General features: G+C 68.1%; 17 protein-coding genes and 1 pseudogene. 9 read left to right on the top strand and 9 right to left on the bottom strand.

The window, feature by feature from the left end:
• Positions 1-21: 21 nt before the first annotated feature.
• A pseudogene (locus ABZS71_RS01330) lies at positions 22-345 on the bottom strand (ATP-binding protein); the annotation flags it as partial.
• Between the two features lie 296 nt (positions 346-641).
• On the opposite strand from ABZS71_RS01330, the gene ABZS71_RS01325 reads away from it, so the two are divergent.
• Both ABZS71_RS01325 and ABZS71_RS01320 read left to right on the top strand, forming a co-directional pair.
• On the top strand, positions 642-1,517 hold the full coding sequence (locus ABZS71_RS01325; protein ID WP_356206519.1) for a helix-turn-helix transcriptional regulator: 876 nt from the start codon (positions 642-644) through the stop codon (positions 1,515-1,517).
• Between the two features lie 3 nt (positions 1,518-1,520).
• A complete protein-coding gene (locus ABZS71_RS01320; protein WP_356206516.1) occupies positions 1,521-1,745 on the top strand; it encodes a DUF397 domain-containing protein in 225 nt (74 codons plus the stop codon).
• Here ABZS71_RS01320 and ABZS71_RS01315 read toward each other — a convergent pair.
• The 5 genes from ABZS71_RS01315 to ABZS71_RS01295 all read right to left on the bottom strand — a co-directional run bounded on the left by ABZS71_RS01315 (position 1,742) and on the right by ABZS71_RS01295 (position 4,745).
• On the bottom strand, positions 1,742-2,569 hold the full coding sequence (locus tag ABZS71_RS01315) for an AAA family ATPase (protein ID WP_356206514.1): 828 nt from the start codon (positions 2,567-2,569) through the stop codon (positions 1,742-1,744). The two genes, ABZS71_RS01320 and ABZS71_RS01315, sit on opposite strands and share 4 nt — an antisense overlap.
• A gap of 180 nt (positions 2,570-2,749) precedes the next feature.
• Positions 2,750-3,205: a DUF6879 family protein gene (locus tag ABZS71_RS01310; protein ID WP_356206511.1), complete on the bottom strand. Its 456-nt coding sequence runs from the start codon at positions 3,203-3,205 to the stop codon at positions 2,750-2,752.
• A 173-nt stretch (positions 3,206-3,378) separates the two neighbouring features.
• The gene (locus ABZS71_RS01305) at positions 3,379-3,648 is read right to left on the bottom strand and encodes a hypothetical protein (protein ID WP_355857183.1); all 270 of its coding nucleotides are present in this window, start codon (positions 3,646-3,648) and stop codon (positions 3,379-3,381) included.
• A gap of 441 nt (positions 3,649-4,089) precedes the next feature.
• Positions 4,090-4,308, bottom strand: coding sequence for a hypothetical protein (locus tag ABZS71_RS01300; RefSeq protein WP_356206509.1), 219 nt, complete (start codon positions 4,306-4,308; stop codon positions 4,090-4,092).
• 224 nt (positions 4,309-4,532) lie between these two features.
• Positions 4,533-4,745 carry a hypothetical protein gene (locus ABZS71_RS01295; protein ID WP_355857189.1) on the bottom strand — a complete coding sequence of 71 codons (213 nt, stop codon included), beginning with the start codon at positions 4,743-4,745 and terminating at the stop codon, positions 4,533-4,535.
• 861 nt (positions 4,746-5,606) lie between these two features.
• Between ABZS71_RS01295 and ABZS71_RS01290 the strand changes: the two genes are divergently transcribed.
• The 6 genes from ABZS71_RS01290 (at position 5,607) to ABZS71_RS01265 (ending at position 12,831) form a co-directional block, all read left to right on the top strand.
• Positions 5,607-6,386, top strand: coding sequence for a penicillin-binding transpeptidase domain-containing protein (locus ABZS71_RS01290; RefSeq protein ID WP_356206507.1), 780 nt, complete (start codon positions 5,607-5,609; stop codon positions 6,384-6,386).
• A 137-nt stretch (positions 6,387-6,523) separates the two neighbouring features.
• A complete protein-coding gene (locus ABZS71_RS01285) occupies positions 6,524-7,732 on the top strand; it encodes a hypothetical protein (protein WP_356206505.1) in 1,209 nt (402 codons plus the stop codon).
• A gap of 1,213 nt (positions 7,733-8,945) precedes the next feature.
• Positions 8,946-9,218 carry a hypothetical protein gene (locus ABZS71_RS01280; RefSeq protein WP_355854374.1) on the top strand — a complete coding sequence of 91 codons (273 nt, stop codon included), beginning with the start codon at positions 8,946-8,948 and terminating at the stop codon, positions 9,216-9,218.
• Positions 9,211-9,837 (top strand): DUF6879 family protein, encoded by a 627-nt coding sequence (locus ABZS71_RS01275; RefSeq protein WP_356206502.1) that lies wholly within the window; start codon positions 9,211-9,213, stop codon positions 9,835-9,837. Before ABZS71_RS01280 ends, ABZS71_RS01275 begins: the two co-directional genes overlap by 8 nt.
• A gap of 120 nt (positions 9,838-9,957) precedes the next feature.
• Positions 9,958-12,294: a tetratricopeptide repeat protein gene (locus tag ABZS71_RS01270; protein WP_356206500.1), complete on the top strand. Its 2,337-nt coding sequence runs from the start codon at positions 9,958-9,960 to the stop codon at positions 12,292-12,294.
• Positions 12,295-12,456: 162 nt separating this feature from the next.
• On the top strand, positions 12,457-12,831 hold the full coding sequence (locus tag ABZS71_RS01265; protein ID WP_356206498.1) for a hypothetical protein: 375 nt from the start codon (positions 12,457-12,459) through the stop codon (positions 12,829-12,831).
• Here ABZS71_RS01265 and ABZS71_RS01260 read toward each other — a convergent pair.
• From ABZS71_RS01260 to ABZS71_RS01250, 3 genes are all read right to left on the bottom strand, one after another.
• Complete coding sequence (locus tag ABZS71_RS01260; protein ID WP_356206495.1) at positions 12,828-13,316, bottom strand: hypothetical protein; 489 nt, start codon at positions 13,314-13,316, stop codon at positions 12,828-12,830. The two genes, ABZS71_RS01265 and ABZS71_RS01260, sit on opposite strands and share 4 nt — an antisense overlap.
• Before the next feature lie 104 nt (positions 13,317-13,420).
• On the bottom strand, positions 13,421-13,816 hold the full coding sequence (locus ABZS71_RS01255) for a DUF427 domain-containing protein (protein ID WP_355854389.1): 396 nt from the start codon (positions 13,814-13,816) through the stop codon (positions 13,421-13,423).
• A gap of 93 nt (positions 13,817-13,909) precedes the next feature.
• A complete protein-coding gene (locus tag ABZS71_RS01250; protein ID WP_356206492.1) occupies positions 13,910-14,404 on the bottom strand; it encodes a MarR family transcriptional regulator in 495 nt (164 codons plus the stop codon).
• A gap of 199 nt (positions 14,405-14,603) precedes the next feature.
• Between ABZS71_RS01250 and ABZS71_RS01245 the strand changes: the two genes are divergently transcribed.
• Positions 14,604-16,937, top strand: coding sequence for an MFS transporter (locus ABZS71_RS01245; protein ID WP_356206490.1), 2,334 nt, complete (start codon positions 14,604-14,606; stop codon positions 16,935-16,937).
• Positions 16,938-16,976 lie beyond the last annotated feature (39 nt).

Raw genomic sequence — 16,976 nt, 5'->3', positions numbered from 1 at the left:
GCCCCAGCAATAAGCCAGCGTCTCCACGAGCAGCAGCCCTCGCCCGCCTGCCTCGTCCTCTTCCGGCTTCCGCACCTCCGGCTTGCCCCCGCCGGCGTCGCTGACTTCGAGCCGTAGCACGCCCTCATCCACCAGCCGCGCGATCCGCACCTCCACCAGTCGGTCATTGGGCACACGCACACGCAGGGCATTGGTCACCAGCTCCGACAACACCAACTCCCCCACATCCACGGCCTCCTGTCCGACACCCCAGTCGGCGAGCACGGAATGCAGCAGCGCCCGCGCCCTCGGAACGCTGTTGCGTCGACGGGACAGGCGGAACTTGACTTCGTACGGTTCGCTCACGACAGCTCCCACCGATCCAGCGAGCAGTTCGAACTCCGAGGTGTGAGCGGGAACTTGCTCGGTCGTCAGTTACCCGTGCCTCTGAGTCATCGCACGGAGTTTTGCCACGCTCAGCGTTCAGTTGAGCGCATAACGTCATGAACGCTAAGCTGCACCCCACAGCCAGGCATCGTCAAGTCACACATCGTGTCAAGTGACAAGACGTTGCCAATTGATCGTTCCTGGCCACATCGGGATCGAGAATGTCCCTCACCCGCCCGGTCTTTGAGGTCAACTCGCGGGCACAAGGAGAAGCAATGACCAACAGCAACAGCACCTTGCTGATGTCTCGCGTCACGTTCGGCCGGGCTCTGCGGCGTCTGCGGCATGAAGCCAATCGCTTCACCATCGCGGAAGTCGCGGCGGCGCTCGGCTGCGACGTCTCCTTGATCAGCCGGATCGAGAACGGAAAGCGGGTCTGCTCCCAGCAGCACTTCGCCCAGCTCATGGACCTCTACGAGGTCCCCGCTGACCAGCGTGACGAACTTGCCGAACTGCACGCAGCCGCCCGGGAGCGACGCCAGTCGTGGTGGGCGCCTTACGGCGAAGTGATCAGTGCGCAGTACGAACGCTTCCTTGGGTTCGAGGCCGCAGCCTCCACTGTCCACGAGTATCAAGTCGGGATCGTGCCAGGGCTCTTGCAGACAGAGGCGTATGCGACGGCCGTCACCGGCGTGGGCTTCGCCTCGCTGGGTCCGGACCAGATCGAGACTCTTGTCGAGGTGCGCAGCTTGCGTCAGCGGCACTGCCTTCACGAGACAAAATCCCCACTGGTGTGCCGCTACGTCATCGCGCAGGCTGCTCTGGACTTTCAGGTCGGTGGTGCGCGCACGCACCAGGAACAGTTGGAACATCTGGTGGAAGTCTCAGCTCATCCGAGTGTCGACCTTCGCGTCATCCCCTACGAGAAGGGTGAACAGGCCGCTCAGATCTCAGCGTTCATGATCCTTCAGTTCTCGGACGAAGACGTTCCCGACGTGGCCTTCGGCGAGTCGGTGGCTGGTAGCTTGACGATGGACGACCCACGGGACCTGCGACGCCTGCACCGACTGTTCCGCAGTCTCACCGACGCGGCCCTCTCCCCGGAGGAGAGCCGCGACGTCATCGCTCACACGAGAAACAGGGAAAGCTGACTGATGGAGAAGATAGACCTCTACTCGATCGACCCTGCCTCCCTCACCTGGCAGAAGAGCAGCTTCACCGCGAACAACGGCCAGTGCTTCGAGCTGGCGCCCCTCCCCGGTGGAGGGGTGGCCGTTCGTGATTCAAAGAATCCATCCGGCCCGCATCTCTGCTTCTCTTCCGGAGAGTGGCGAGCCTTCAAGGCAGGCATGACCGCAGGAGACTTTGACGATCTTTAAATCGATCTTTCGGAACCGCTCACCGGTTCAACTTGCGAATCTTGCGGCTGATCGGCCGGGAGGCGGAGGCTGGGAATCAGCCAAGAAGATGAGCGCCGCCGAATCAGCGGCCCCGCCCCTGTCCACGTCGGCCTCCGCCTCGGTCGGTGCTTCAGCTTGTTTCGGTTAGTCAGCCGTAGGTGGGGGTGACTGGCGGCGCGTTCCGCGGCTATCCGCAGAGCGAGCGGAAGTCGTGCGCACAGCCGGGCCAGTTCGGCGAGCTGCCGTTCGTCATCGACCGGCCGGTATCCCGCGGTGACGACGCGCAGCAGAGCAACCGCCTCCGGCTCCGGCAGCACGCCAAGCGTGAGCCGGCGGGCCCCGTCGCGGACAGCGAGGCCGGACAGACGGCTACGGCTGGTGACCAGCACCAGGCTGTGCGCGCTCCCCGGCAGCATCGGCCTGACCTGGCCGACAGTCGCCGCGTTGTCCAGGACAACCAGTACCCGGCGGTCGGCCAGCAACGAGCGGTATAACGCTGCGGCCGCGTCGAGGTCCTGCGGTACGGCTTCGGCCGGGACACCGAGCCGGGTCAGCAGGCGGTGCAGGGCTTCGCGTGCCGCGACCGGCTCTCCGGGGTCGTAGCCGCGCAGATTGGCGTACAGCTGGCCATCCGGGAAACGCTCCCGGACCTGGTGTGCCCAGCGCAGTGCCAGCGATGTCTTTCCGGCGCCGGCGGTGCCGGCGATCACGTATACCGAGACGACAAGCGGATCGCCGTCCTCGCTGGTGAGGACGGCATTCAACTGGCCAAGCTCATCGGTTCGGTTGACGAATCCGCCCACGTCGGCCGGTAACGGGGTGGGACGGGGCTGGAGGAGCTCCCCGGGTCCGGTGTGCCCTGCGCGTGGAAGTGGATGCCTCCGTGGACACTTCTCGCCTGGACGACGTCACGTGAGGATCCCGACAGCTCGGAGTGGGCGCTGCCGAAGTGCTCGTCCTGTCCGCCTGACGCTGTGATCGGCCTACTCCCTTCCCGCGCTCAGCGTCGGAGGATCAAGGTGCGCCACCTCGCGGTCGAAGTAGGAGATCACCTCTTCACCCACCGCGTAGAGCGCCTTGATGTAGTTCTCCCAGCGCTCGACAAGGTCACGGTCGGTGTAGCGGATCGCGCCGTTCGCAACTCCTGCTTCGGTGTACAGGACTTGGAAGAGGGTGCGGCCGCCCAGCACAACCACTTCCGGAAGCGGACCGGTGTCCTCCGAGGCGGCCACCTGCGCGGCGGGGACGACCCTGATCCGCTGCCCGTACTCCGCACGCTGCCGCTGGGAGTGGAGTTCCCACTGCACATACGGCGTCAGTGGCCTCTCGACCACCCGCACCCGGTGAAAGGCATACCCCCCTGCGCTCGTCCTCCTGAGCGGTCGCGGCCAAGGTGTCGCGCCGGTCGGCGAGGAGCCGAAGCGCCTCCTCCCAGTCACCCCGGCGCAGGGCGTCCCGGCTCGGACTGCCCTGCTCCTCGAAGTGCTGTCGGCACTCCAGCTTCCAGGAACTCCCGTCACGGACCGCGTCCTCCCGTTGCCGGAAGTCCTGCTTGTAGGCGGTGCGGGTGAGCCGATCGCCCTGCTCGGGAACGAGATCGGGGGCGAGGAGGTCAAGCATCGGGGATGTCCTTCTTTGCCGCGCTGACCATGTTCCCTGGAATGACGACCAGCCGCTCATCCGGAGCGAGGTGCACGCCCTGCGGCAGGCGGGGGCCGTAGACGGCTGTCAGATCCCTGCCGATCACAGCCACATCACCGTTGTCGAGCTGCCAGATGTCCGGACACTCGTCATTGCCGTCGGAGTTCCCGAGCTCTTCGGCCGACTTCCCCAGCCGACGCTCGAATAACGCGGACGGGTCAGCCTCCCAGGCACGGGCCACGTCTGCCTCCGGTCGAGGTGGTCGAGCACGCTGTGGCTACCCACTGTATCCAGGACCACACCCATAGGTGAGAGGGTCGCCCCCACGGTCGTCACGTGGATGGCCAACATCAGGAGCGACGACACCAACGGCGGCAAGGGTGAAGGCGGTGCGGCGTCAGCCGTCGCCTCCTCCGTGGGGCCGAGGAGCTTGCCTTCTCAGGTCCCGCAATCCCACAACGCTGTCGTGATGCCCTGAGCCCACACAGCTACGGCCTTCTTCGGAAGGGGCCAGACGTCTGCCCCGGCCTGGCTGGTGCGCGCCCTGGCACTGTGCTGCGGACGCGTCACCGTCATCAAGATCTGACGGCGCGCTCCTGCGCCCGGCCGGACGTGCGCCGCACACGCGTGGGGAGGGCCGTGAGGCGCCGCTCCCGTGCGCTGCCGTCGGAGCGCCGATCGGTTACGTGCCCACGCGATTCACGTGCACGTCCCGGAAGACTTCCGGCTTGTTGAGGTCGGTGACCGGCCGGTCTGACGTGCTCAGCCAGTCGAACGCGGCCTTGAGCCCCGCCGGCACTTCGGTGTCATGGTTTGCGGGCACGACCGCCCACCGCAGGGCAAGCCGCAGTTCCTCATCCGGCGGGACGCCCTCGTCACGCTGGACCATGGCCAGGGCCACAACTGCGAGGCTGTCTTCTCCCCCACCGTCGCCGACCGCGTGGGCAGATAGACCGGCGGCGGGTGGACGAGCACGCGAAGCTCCTGCCAGGCACGGGTGATCTTGATCGAGAACCCGTGCCTGCCAGGAGCCTTGTCGTTCCCTACAGCCTGCATCCGCCTTTCCGGCCCCCACCACACCGTTGGGCTGGAAGGGACCTCACCGACCGGCGGCCAGGCTGCCGATCAGAAGGAGACGACGGCGCCGACCTGGTGGGGGAACTGGCCGCTGGCGCCCATGGCCTCGTTCTTGGCCGCGTCGACCTGAGCCAGGACACTCGAGTCGCTGACCGTCGTGGAGCCGGCGGTGACGCTGGCGTGCGGGCTCACGCCGCCGGAGACGTTGTCGAGCTCGGCATCGGAGATCTCAACGGTCTGAATCTGGGGAGCGGAGTTCATGATGAGTTCCTTCGCATGGATGTTCCAAAAGGGGGAGCGGCCCCGCTGGGGGACGGCGGGCCGCTACCGCGGGCGTGCGACATCCGTTTCCGGAAACCGTCGCGCGACCCCGGGCGGCGCGAAGGATCAAATCACGGAGCGCGCCGGGCATCCAATCAATCGACACTCCCACCACAGCAGTTGAACGCAAGGCTACTCATCCGTGCAGGTGTGAACACAAAATGACGACAGCTTCTCTACATGCTGCGCGACACTGGGAGGTGACGGGTATTGCCACGGTGGTTCCGAACGGGACACTCTCCGCACCAAGAGAGCACCACCCGGCAGGCTCTTGTGCGGATCCAACGCACCCCGTGCCGCAGCTGCGCATTTTATGTGCAGGTTCACTGAAGCCGGACTACCATCCCACGCTCGGGAACTGACCGTTGTCGATCGATAGCGGATCGTGCGCAACGGAGACTGCGCGGATCGTACGCAGCGGAGACTGCCCAGACCTGCGAAAGCGCAGGAGGCGCCGGCGCACGTCGGAGAGGATGGCCGCATGCACTACTTCAACGGGACCGGGCGAAGACTGAGGATGTAGCTCGGGCCGCGTGCCACATCCGTGCCAGATGCAGGGGTCAGCCACGGTCAACAAGGGCGGCTAGCGGGCGTATCCGGACACGTTGGCTCGACCAGAGAAGCCGCAGGCCACCGGCAGGGCATCCCCACCTCTCTCCTCAAGCGGGTGTCGACCCACCTCGCCGACCCGAACGGGCTGGCCCCCTCCACACCGCTAAGGCACATGAGGGGGCTGCCTGAGCGCGTCGGCAGCATCAGCGACCTGGCGCCAGCACCGCGCACCTGCCCGCACGGGTGCCGATGGCGGCGGCGCTGGAGCACGGCCTGTACGGGTCGATCGACGAGGCGACGAACAGCCCGGAGCCGTACGCCCTCCCCGGCACCGCCACCGTACTCAAGAACGACAACGGCGGGGCCCACTGCGAGAACGTCAGCCTGCGCGTCGCGCTGCGCGACTCCTGCGACAGCGTCTTCGCGAAGCTGGCCTCCGATCTCGGCCAGGAGACGGTGCGGAGCACAGCGGAGAAGTTCGGCTTCAATGCCAAGGAGCAGCTCGTGCCCGCACGGGCCGGCGAGAGCCTGTACCCGAACGGCATGAGCAAGGCGCAGGCCGCCCTCTCGGGCATGGGGCAGTCCAACGTGACGGCGACACCGCTCCAGATGGCGATGGTGTCCGCGGCCCTGGCGAACGGCGGCAAGCTGGTCGCACCGCACGTGGTCTCACGGGTGACGGACGGCGACGGCAAGGTGCTGCGCGACGGCGCGAAGCCCACCACGACCCAGGTCGTCAGCGCGGATACGGCCGGCCAGCTGCGCACGGCGATGGCAGACGTCGTCGCGCGCGGCGCGGGCAGCGCAGCCCGGATCGACGGCGCGGAGCTCGGCGGCAAGCCCGCCACCGCGCGTGGCGGCGCGGGCGGCGCGGAGACCAGCTGGTTCACCTCGTACGCCCGGCGCGGCGGAGGGGCAAACAGATGGCCGTGGCGGTGGTCGTGGAGGACCAGGGCGCGAGCGGCTCGGCAGACGGCGGGGCCGGGGGCCCGGATCGCCAAGCGGATCATGCAGGCAGCGATCGGCTAGGACCGGTCGTCGGGCCCTTGTGCCGTCGCGGCGCTCATCTCGGTCCCACGATGGAACGACTTCTGCGGCAATCGCCGTAGGTCACCCCAACAAGGTTTTGGTTCAACACATTTAGGGGGAAGGTGCTTCGAGGGGCCATGTTATGGAAGGAAGGGATCATTCCGGAATTGGGAGTCATCTCCGGCCCTCCGTTCCGCCACATGATCGGCGCGACCGGCACGTTCGGCCCGACCGGCGCCGAGCCGAGGTTCAACGCGGCGGCGGCCGACTCGACACCTGAGGAACGAGCAGTGCCCGCCCTTGGAGATCTCCGCGACAGATATCCTTCCGACATTTCACAGATGACGGTGCTGCGGCTGTTCGGGATTCGCACCGCGGGCCAACGCAACACATGGTCCCCGAAGCGGTGCGTCCCCTTCATCGTGGTGAACGTCTCGCCACTCCTGCTCGCAGCCGTCGAGCAAATGCTGCACCCGGCGAAGACCTCGCGAATGGTGCCCTATTTCGGCTGGCTGGCCTACTACTGCGCGGTCAACTTCGTCGTTGTGCTGTGCCAGTGGAGCGGCTGTCGCCTCTTCAACGCGATCACCCAGAGCATCGACGAGATGCTGACCATTCGAGGCCGCGCCGAGCTGCACGCATGGCTCGATCGGGGCAACCCCCAACGGCGCCAGTTACGTTATATGCTCCTGGGCTCAGTCATCGCGGTCGTCACCCTCTTCGGGCTCTCGACCATCCACCGGTTAACCGACCACCTGTACATCGGCCTGGCCTCCTACATGTCTGTGGCGCTCACGGGGGCCGCGGGTGCCAACTGTCTGTACTGGATCCTCAGAGCGGCACGGCTCTCCAGGCTCATCACCCGGCGCGGGCACATCAGACTTTGGTGGATGTCCCCGGCCAATACGCCCGGGATCGAGTGCCTGTCACGCTGGTACCGGATAGTGACGGCCTGGGCTGCCCTGGGAGGCACGATCGCCTTCGCGCCGGCCGTATACATTTCCCGGTATGTACCGGGAGACAGGGTGTTCGCCATCATCAAGTGGGGACTGGCGATTACCCTCATGCTCTCGGTTGCCCTGTTCGGGCTTTATTCACACTGGCGCCTGTCCGCCACCGTAACGGAAAAGAGAATCGCGTCGCTGCGTCGCCTCAAACGAGCCCTGCCTCAACAGCCGCCCATCGGATCCGGTCAGGTCGATGAGGAAAGTATGCGACTTTTCGACTTGTTCAGTCGTGTGAGCGGAAGCCCGACCGGCGTGGTCAACAACCAGACCATCGCCTCAATGACTCTGACACTTCTCACCGGAGCCATCCCGTTGATCATTACGCTGCTCATCCGCTGACTGCGGAGCTCCCCGGGCCGCCGCGTCCCCCACCGAGCCCGGCGCCGAACCCGGGAACCGCCCGACGCCCTCTACGCGGGTCCACATCCACCGCGTATCACCAGCCCCGACTCGCACTGCCGGGCATGCCCCGGTGGGACCCACCCGGCTGGTCACAGCCCCCGCTGGTCCAGGATGCGCATCAGGTTGCGCTTGCGCTTCTGCTCCGCGGCGGAGCCCGGCCAGGTACGCGGTGAAGTCGTCCAGCGTGCCGAGGGCTTCGTGGCAGGCGCGGGCCTTGGTCAGCAGGTCCGCGATCCGCGTGTAGCGGATCCGGAGTGCGTCACCGACCTCGCCCGCGATCCGCATCTGTCCCTGCCGGGGCAGCTGGTCGCGACGGGTGGTCTGCCGACGCCGAGCGGTATCCCGTTCTCTGTGCGCGGCCTGCTGGCGCGGCTGCGCCTGCGCGGTCCGTACGGCACCGGTGGCTGGAGCCTGGATGAAGGACACCGGGGTGGCCCGGTACAAGATCTGGGGCGGCCGGCCCGATGGAATGCCCGCTTTCCCGGACGGCATGGCACCGCCGAGGTTCCTGCTCGACGGCCAGAAGGACCGGTCGGTCTTCGACATGGTCACCGGGCGGGGCGGCTGGTACCAGGACCTGGACCCGGCGGTGCCTCGGGCTCGACGCGGCCGGAGCCACCGAGTACCTCCGCAGGCGGTACGGGCTGCGGCCGGGGCACATCGAGGTGCGGCTGCTCGACGACGCGATCGTCAACAGTGCTACCGGCTGCGAGGCACCGATCTGGTGCGGTATCGGCGGGAAGCACAGCGGGCTCGGTCGTTGCTCTTCGTCGCCACGACCCGCGCCCGTGCCCCCTGGACATCTTCTGGCATGGCGCCCCGAGTCCCTTCTTGGAACCACTGCTCACCGCCTGACCAGCAGCGAGGCAGGCGATCGGCAGGGCGACAGCACCGCCCTGCCGGAGCCTCGTGGCGCGACGGTCCCGGCTGACGGTTCATCTTCAGATGACACTGTCATGTGAAGATGCATATGGGCCGCATGATTGCCACTAACAGCTTTTCGAGCACAAATGGCCGAAATAACATCACGAAAGCAAGCATTCCAAACCGGAATCATTGCGCACTGTAACCACCTCCCCTACAATCCGTTGCCAACCACCTGGTGCCGCCACCGGGTCAGGCAGACAGGAAGGCCCACAGGGAGGCGATCATGGCTCGTCGTTCATGGGATGCGGATCCCACCGCATCGCTCGTGCGTCGGTTAGGAAAGTCACCGAGCGAACTTGGCAATACAGGTGACCACGACGACTGTCCCGATATCTGGCAGCTTGACAACGGCGATATCGCTGTGATCGGGCGGGACCTCACTGATGCGTATAGGTCACGCCTTCCCGGAGATGTCCGCATCGCCATGGATGAACGACTCGTCGTCATCCCGGGAAATACCCTTAGCGCGGCGAAGTCGGAGATTCCAGATGCTTAGCCTTAAAGTTCCCACCCTCGACATCTCGCAGGGCGATCGGCTGTCGCGGGACGCCTACCGAGCCGACTTCCGGGACCGTGTGTGGGACAACGACGGCCGTGACTCATGGAAACTGGAGAGGCAGCAGTGTTTTCAAGAGCCCGGCAGCGACAGCTGGAAAGCCTTCTCCCAAGGTGACTGGGAAGGCGCATTGCGGCTCATTGAGCAACGACGCGACGGCCTGCTGCAATACATGAGCGAGGCAGAGAAGCGGAACTTCAGCCTCTATCGCGTGCGGGTCGTGGAGGAGCCCATCGTCCCCTACCTCCAATGGGAGCTGTATTTGTTGCGGCTGCGGGCGGAGTGCGGCGAGCGGATCAGGGTGGTCGGGCCCGAGCACATCAGGGGGTTCGAGGAAAACGGACCGCTTCCGGAGCTTGTCTCCTTGGGTGGCCGGACCATGTACAAGGTCATCTACGACAGCCGGGGAATCAGCGACGGCGCACTACGGTTCGTGGATCCCGAAATCCTCGGGCGCTGGGAAGAGTTCATCAAGGGCCTCTACGAAAGAGGCGAAGACATGAGCTCCTATTTCGAACGCAAGGTGGCCCTTCTCCCACCCCCGACACCAGCGGAGTAGACGATCAACGAGGACAGAGGGCAGGAAGGCCCCCACGAAGAACCCCGGCAGTCCCAGGGCCCCCACGGAACCCAGTCGCGGCTGTCGGGGTCCGCCGGTGACGTCGTACAGGCCCGTGACGTGAGCGGCGGTGTTCACTTCCACGGCACGGGTCAGCACGGCGCGACCCGCGATACCCCGCGTCCACGGCAGCTCCCGGGCGACGTACGCGGTTTCGTCAACAGGACCAGCGAGTTGGAGCGGCTCAACGCGATTCTGACCGGCGACACCGGGGAACCTCTCGTCGTCTCCATCTGCGTGATCGCGGGCACGGCGGGAGCGGGCAAGACCTCTCTGGCGCTGCGCTGGGCGCATCAGGCGCAGGCGCACTTCCCCGACGGCCAGTTGTATGTGAACCTGCGCGGCTATGACCCCGGCGCGCCCGTCACCGCGCCTGAGGTGTTGCACCGGTTCCTGCTGGCGCTGGGTGTGTCCTCAGCGGCCATTCCAGCCGATCCGGAGTCCAGTGCGGCGCTGTACCGTTCGCTGCTGGCCGGGCGGCGGATGCTGATCGTGCTCGACAATGCCGCCACCGTGAGCCAGGTGCGTCCGCTGCTGCCGGGCACCGCAGGCTGTCTGGTGCTGGTCACGAGCCGCAGCAGACTGTCGGGGCTGGCCGTTCGTGACGGGGCGCACCGGCTGACCCTGGGGACACTGGCCGAGCCGGAGGCCGTCGCCCTGCTGCGTACCGTCACCGCCGGCTACCGGACCGAGGATGACGCGGAGAAGCTCGCCGAGCTGGCGCGCTTGTGCGCTCGGCTTCCCCTGGCGCTGCGTATCGCCGCGGAACGCGCCGCCAGCCGACCGCTGATGAGTCTTGACGACTTGATAAGAGACCTACGTGATGAGTCCGGCCTCTGGGAGGCTCTGACCGTGGGAGACGACGAGGAAGCGGACGCGGTACGTACGGTGTTTGCCTGGTCCTATCGGGCGCTGCCCGCGGACGCCGCACGTTTCTTCAGGCTGCTCGGTCTCCACCCAGGGCCAGAATTCGGCACCTCGGCCGCCGCTGCCCTCGCCGGGGTCGGCGTGAGCCGGGCGCAGCACTTACTGGACGTTCTGGTCGGCGCGCACCTGCTCACACAGACCGCACCCGACCGCTTCGAGTTCCACGATCTCCTCCGTGCCTACGCCACCGATCAGGCTCAGGACGAGGAACCCGCCGAGGCCTGCGAGGCGGCCCGGCTGCGCGTACTGGCCTGGTATCTGCACGCTGCCGATGCCGCGCGCACCCGCGTCAGCCCGGCCGAGCCGCCCCTCCCGCTCGAATCGCCGCCCAACGGCGTCACGCCACCGGTCTTCGCGGACTACGACGAGGCGGTGCGCTGGTACGAGTTGGAGCACGGCAATCTCCTGGCCGCCACGCGTGCCGCGGCCGACGCCGGGCTCGACGCGATCGCCTGGCAGCTGCCCGCTCTGCTGCGTCCCGTGCACGCACGCCTCAACGCGTTCGAGGAGTGGTTCGCCATGGGCCACCTGGGGCTGAGTGCCGCACGAAGGGCGGGCGACCGCGCCGGGGAAGCGAGGCTCTTGGAAAGCCTGGGCATGGCCTGCCGACAGTCGCACCGACTCGCGGAGGCGGCGCAGTACCACGAGGGTGCCCTCGCCGTGCGTCGTGAGCTGGGTGACCGGCTGGCGGAAGCGCTGTCGCTGAACGCGCTCGGGCTGGTCCATCTTCGGACCCGGCAGTTAGAGGCGGCGAAGGAGCGTTTTACGGAGGCTCTGGCGCTCTTCCGGGAACTCGGTGCCGCCGAGTGGGAGCCCACCATGCTCGCAAATCTCGCGACGGTGAGCTACGAGGCGGGAGATCTCGCGGAAGCCTCTGACTTCGTCCGCGTGGCGTTGACAGCTCTGCGAGAGCGAGGCGACGAGGGTGGTGAAGGCAACGCTCTGCGGATCCTGAGCGCCGTACAGCGGGAGACGGGTGACATAGGAGAGGCTCTGGAATCCGCCCAGAGCGCCGTAGACATCGCCCGTCGGTATCGCAACCACGCCTGGGAGGGGTACTGGCTGCTGGACTTCGGGCAGGCGCAGCTGGCCGACGGCCGCCCGGAAGACGCCCTGGTCTCCTACCAGCGTGCCGCCGTGCTGCACCGGCAGCTGGGGGACCGCTCGCGCGAGGCACGTGCCTGGAACGGCACCGGTGAAGCGTACGGTCGGCTGGGCCGATTCGAGGAGGCAGCCGCGTTTCACCGGCGCGCGGCCGCTGCGCATCGCGAACTGAACGATGGTTGGCAGATGGCCACAGCGCTCGACGGTCTCGCCACCGCACTGCGCGAGCCCGAGGAGGGCGGAGCGGGGGAAGAGGCCCGGCGGCATTGGGGTGAGGCGTTGAGGGTGCTCGCTGGATACGAGGACGGTCGGGCGGCTGCGATGCGCACGAGGATCAACCGGGCTCTGGAGGCCGCTGAAGGCTGAGGGCGCTCCTCGTTCTCGGCGTTCTGCGCTCGCGCGGTCGCGGGTGGTGGCTGTTCGGGCGGCCGATCTCCTTAAGGCCGGTACGCTCTCCCCCACAACAAGGCATGGCCATGCCAGACGACGGGGGTTCGGTTCAGCATGTCCTTTGGGAGTGAGCATCGGTTGCCGCCAGAGGTGAGGGCGGAACTCACGCGTGAAGAGCGCGCCGGGAAAGAGCATCTGGTGTGGGTGGGGCTGACGGTGCTGTTGGCCGTTGTGGCGGTGTTCATGCTGCTGCTGCCGACCGGGTATCACGAGACGATCGAGCGCCCGAGCGGGCTGGAGAAGAGCATCTCCCTGGAGTGCGGGTCCGTGGTCTCTCCCGATGCGGAGCGGGTGGAGGGCGAATTCTCGCGCTACCGCGAGGAGTGCACCGTGGCGCGGACGCAGCGGGCCGGTCATGCGGGGCTCATGCTCGCGGGGGCTCTCCTCGTCACGGCCATCGGCAACGCCGTCCAGGGCCGGCGGCAAAGTGGCCCGCGAGCCGATTCGCGTTAGGCGGGCCTCGGCGGTTGGGGGGCCGGGGGCGCAGGGCAGGGGAGGTCGGGGGCCCAGCGGTTGGGGGAGCAGGTGACCAGGGCCAGGGAGAGGAAGGATGTGCGGCCGAGGTAGAAGCCGACCGAGACGTCTCCGGCGTGGGTCAGGGTGGTCGCGGATGAGGTGACGACGCGGGCCAGGCGGGAGGTGTCGGCTTCCTGTTGGGAGAGGAAGCCGGGGGCGTGGTCGGTCAGTTCGCGGGCCAGCCAGGCGGTGGCGTCCTTGGGTTCGTCGAAGGTGGCGCGGATGAGGTGGGGGGATTTGAGAAGCCAGTGGGCGGTTTGCAGCGGGGGGAGCTCGGAGCGGCGGAAGGTGTCGACGAGCGTGCGGTAGTACTCCTCGTCCTCCGCCGTGGCGGGCGGGCGGGGGCGGTCCGGGAGGCGGCGGAGGGCGTCGCGGTCGAACAGCTCCTTTTCGCCCAGCCATGAGTACGCGTGGATGTGCACGCGTCAGGCGTTCCCGTGCCGGGCGGTGGGGAAGGCCCCTGATGGGGTGATGGGGCCGCCTGGTCGTCCGCGTTACGCCGTTACGCCGTTGCTCCGCCTCCGCGTTACTTCGTCACCGTGATCTCGGCGACCTCGTCGTAGAACGACAGATGGTCCTTGATCTCCGCCACCGTCTCGATCGGCTCCGGGTACGCCCACACCACATCCGGCCGGGGCTCGGCCCCGTCGCCCGCCGCGCCGCGATACGTCCAGTACGCCGCCTGGCCCTTGAAGGGGCAGGTGGTGTGGGTGTCCGTCGGCTCGAAGAGGGTCAGGTCCACGTCCTGTGGCGGGAGGTAGTAGCGGACCGGCAGCCCGGTCTCGTGGACGAGCAGCGGGTGGTTCGACTCGGCGACCACCCGGCCGTCGATCGCGACCGTGACGTGTTGCGAGCCGCGCTCCACGTCCACGCGGTGCCCACCAGTGCCGGTCGTCGGGGGGTGGGGGGTATGGGTCGACATATCGATCTCCTCCGGTAGTCCTTATTCACGTCAACGTATGGTCCCGGACGGTGATTCCGGCCGGTCCGGCACCCGTGCGCCGCCGCGCTCCGGCTACGCGCCGGGCTCGCGCGGCCAGGGGCGGCCGTCCTGGCTTTCCACCTCGCTGTTGAAGCGGGTGAGGACCTCCTCGAAGCGGGCCACGTCCTCCGGGGTCCACGACGCGAGGAGCCGGGCGAGGCTCGTCTGGCGGCATTCCCGTTCGGCTGCCATGCGGTCGGCGCCCAGGGGGGTGGCGCGGAGCTTGCGGGCCAGGCCGCCGTCGGGGTCGGGGATGCGCTCCAGGAGGCCGCCCCGGAGCAGGGCGCCGGTCTGGCGGTTGACGGTCGAGACGTCCAGCTGGAAGGCGTCGGCGAGTTGGCCGATGGACATCGCGCCCTCGGCGTCCAGACGGGAGAGGAGCAGGTAGGCGGAGCGGTCCAGGCGGTCCGGGCCGCACTGGCCGCCGCGCCCGTCCTGATCGCCGGCGCCCGGCCCCTTCCGCTCGCGCGGTGTCAGCACATGGCATCTGGCGACCAGCATCAACTCGCGTTCCAGCCGCTCCAGCACGATTCCTCCTCGCAGCCCCCGCGCTCATCAATGGAAATGTGCACGATACACATCGCGTGTAGGATGCACATCTCCCACTTTCCCATGGAACCACTCTCCATCAGTTGCCGGAGGCCCGCTGGAACCCGCTTCAGCCCGCTGGAACTCCGCCGGCACCGCTGGCCAGAACCGCTAGAACCCGCTTGGAGGCGGCAACCGCATGTCCCAGTCAGCCCCAACCCGCGTCGACGAGCCACCGAGCGCCGCGCCGCCCGGCTCGCCACTTCCGCGCGAGGTCGGTGGCGGCTTCGTGGCCGTCCTCGCGTTCTGCGGCATCGCCGTCTCGGTGATGCAGACGCTGGTCGTCCCGCTGGTGACCGAGCTGCCCCAGCTGCTGCACACCACGAGCTCCAACGCGTCCTGGGTGATCACCGCGACCCTTCTCGCCGGTGCCGTCTCGACCCCGGTCATGGGGCGGCTCGGCGATATGTTCGGCAAGCGCCGGATGCTGATGGTCGCTCTGGCGCTGCTCGTCATCGGCTCGCTGACCTGCGCCGTCACCTCCCAGCTGGTGGTCATGGTGATCGGCCGGGCCATCCAGGGCGGGGCGATGGGCGCCATTCCGCTCGGCATCAGCATCATGCGGGACGAGCTCCCGCCCCAGAAGCTCGGCTCCGCCATGGCCCTGATGAGCTCGTCGCTGGGCATCGGCGGCGCGCTCGGGCTCCCGGCCGCCGCGTTTGTCGCCCAGCACACCAACTGGCATGCGCTGTTCTACGGGGCCGCGGGCCTCGGCGTCACATCGATCGCGCTGGTCCTGGCCGTCGTCCCCGAGTCCGCCGTACGCACCCCCAGCCGCTTCGACCTCATCGGCGCCCTCGGCCTCTCGGCCGGCCTGGTGTGTCTGCTGCTGCCCATCACCAAGGGCGGCGACTGGGGCTGGGGCAGCGGCACCACCCTCGGGCTGTTCGGCGCGGCCGCGGTCATCCTGGCCCTGTGGGGGCTCTTCGAGCTGCGGACCAGCGAACCGCTCGTGGACCTGCGGACCACCGCGCGCCGTCAGGTGCCGCTGACCAACCTCACATCGATCATGGTCGGCTTCTCCTTCTACGGGATGTCGCTGATCCTCCCCCAGCTGCTGGAGCTGCCGAAGGCCACCGGCTACGGCCTCGGCCAGTCGATGGTCATGGCCGGGCTGTGCTTCGCCCCGATGGGGGTGGCGATGATGCTCGTCTCGCCGCTGTCAGCGCGCATCAACGCCACGCGCGGGCCGAAGGTCTCGCTGATCCTCGGGCTCATCGTGATCGGCGGTACGTACGGCGCGGGCATGGTGATGATGGACCACATCTGGCAGATCGTGGTGCTGTCCACCGCGCTCGGCGTCGGTGTCGGCATCGCGTACTCGGCCATGCCGACCCTGATCATCAGCGCCGTACCGGCCGGTGAGACGGGCGCGGCGAACGGCCTCAACACCCTGATGCGGTCCATCGGCATGTCCACCTCCAGCGCGGTGGTGGGCGTGATCCTGGCGCACCAGACCACGGACTTCGGCGGGATCGCGCTGCCGAACAAGGACGGATTCCGGACGTCGTTCGCCGTCGCGTGCGCGGCCTCCGTCGTCGGTCTGCTGATCGCCTTCTTCCTGCCCGCCCGGCGCCGCGCCCCCCTCGGCACGTCGGCCCCCGCGGCCACCTCCGAGCCGATCGCCAAGCCGAACGCCGACCCCGTTGCCGAGCCGGTCGGCGAGCCGGCCCCCGCGACCGCCGCCGAGCCCGGCGCCGTCGCCACCGGCAGCGTCATCCACGGCCGGGTCCTCGGCCCCGGCGACAGCCCCCTCGCCGACGCCGCCGTCACCCTGATCGACACCGGCGGCCATCAGCTCGGCCGCACTGTCACCGGGCACGACGGCCGCTACCGCGTGACCTCCCCCGCCACCGGGAGCCTCGTCCTCATCGGCTCGGCCACCGGCCATCAGCCGCAGGCCGCCACCCTGCTGATCTCGGACCCGTCCGTTGAGTGCGATCTGCGGCTGTCCGGCGGTGGCGGCGGTCTGACGGGCTCCGTACGGGCCTCCGGCGGCGAGCCGCTGGCCGGTGCGACCGCGACGGCGACCGGGCCCGACGGGCAGGTGGCGGGGTCGGCGGCGGCCGACGCGAAGGGTGAGTTCGCGCTGGCGGAGCTGGCCCCCGGCCCGTACACGCTGACCCTCAGTGCCGCCGGGCACCGTCCGCACGCCACCTCGGTGGAGCTCACCGCGGGTGAGCCGGTCCGCGTGGACGTGGAACTGCGGCCCGCGGCCCAGGTCCGTGGCACCGTACGTGACCGTGGCGGACGTCCGCTGGAGGACGCCCGGGTCTCGCTACTGGACGCGTCGGGGGATGTCGTGGGGCAGTGCGTCACGGGCGAGGACGGGGTGTTCGGCTTCGAGGGCCTCACCGGAGAGCAGTACACGGTGGTCGCGAGCGGCTACGCACCGGCCACCCGGCCGGTCACGGTCGGCGGTGCGGAGGGCACGGAGGCGCGGAATATCGACTTCCTGCTGACCCACGGCTGACCCACGGCTGACCAACGGCTGACCAACGGCTGACCAACG

Source organism: Streptomyces sp. NPDC005393, assembly GCF_040606675.1.
Lineage (GTDB): Bacteria > Actinomycetota > Actinomycetes > Streptomycetales > Streptomycetaceae > Streptomyces.
The sequence above is the reverse complement of the archived record's forward strand: the minus strand, read 5'-3'. Positions and strand labels throughout refer to the sequence as shown.

Excerpts from the sequence above, each read along its gene's own strand:
- ABZS71_RS01285 (WP_356206505.1), top strand. The coding sequence starts at position 6,524 with ATGTTATGGAAGGAAGGGATCATTCCGGAATTGGGAGTCATCTCCGGC.
- ABZS71_RS01320 (WP_356206516.1), top strand. The coding sequence starts at position 1,521 with ATGGAGAAGATAGACCTCTACTCGATCGACCCTGCCTCCCTCACCTGG.
- ABZS71_RS01290 (WP_356206507.1), top strand. The coding sequence starts at position 5,607 with ATGGCGGCGGCGCTGGAGCACGGCCTGTACGGGTCGATCGACGAGGCG.
- ABZS71_RS01245 (WP_356206490.1), top strand. The coding sequence starts at position 14,604 with ATGTCCCAGTCAGCCCCAACCCGCGTCGACGAGCCACCGAGCGCCGCG.
- ABZS71_RS01295 (WP_355857189.1), bottom strand. The coding sequence starts at position 4,745 with ATGAACTCCGCTCCCCAGATTCAGACCGTTGAGATCTCCGATGCCGAG.
- ABZS71_RS01280 (WP_355854374.1), top strand. The coding sequence starts at position 8,946 with ATGGCTCGTCGTTCATGGGATGCGGATCCCACCGCATCGCTCGTGCGT.
- ABZS71_RS01255 (WP_355854389.1), bottom strand. The coding sequence starts at position 13,816 with ATGTCGACCCATACCCCCCACCCCCCGACGACCGGCACTGGTGGGCAC.
- ABZS71_RS01325 (WP_356206519.1), top strand. The coding sequence starts at position 642 with ATGACCAACAGCAACAGCACCTTGCTGATGTCTCGCGTCACGTTCGGC.
- ABZS71_RS01275 (WP_356206502.1), top strand. The coding sequence starts at position 9,211 with ATGCTTAGCCTTAAAGTTCCCACCCTCGACATCTCGCAGGGCGATCGG.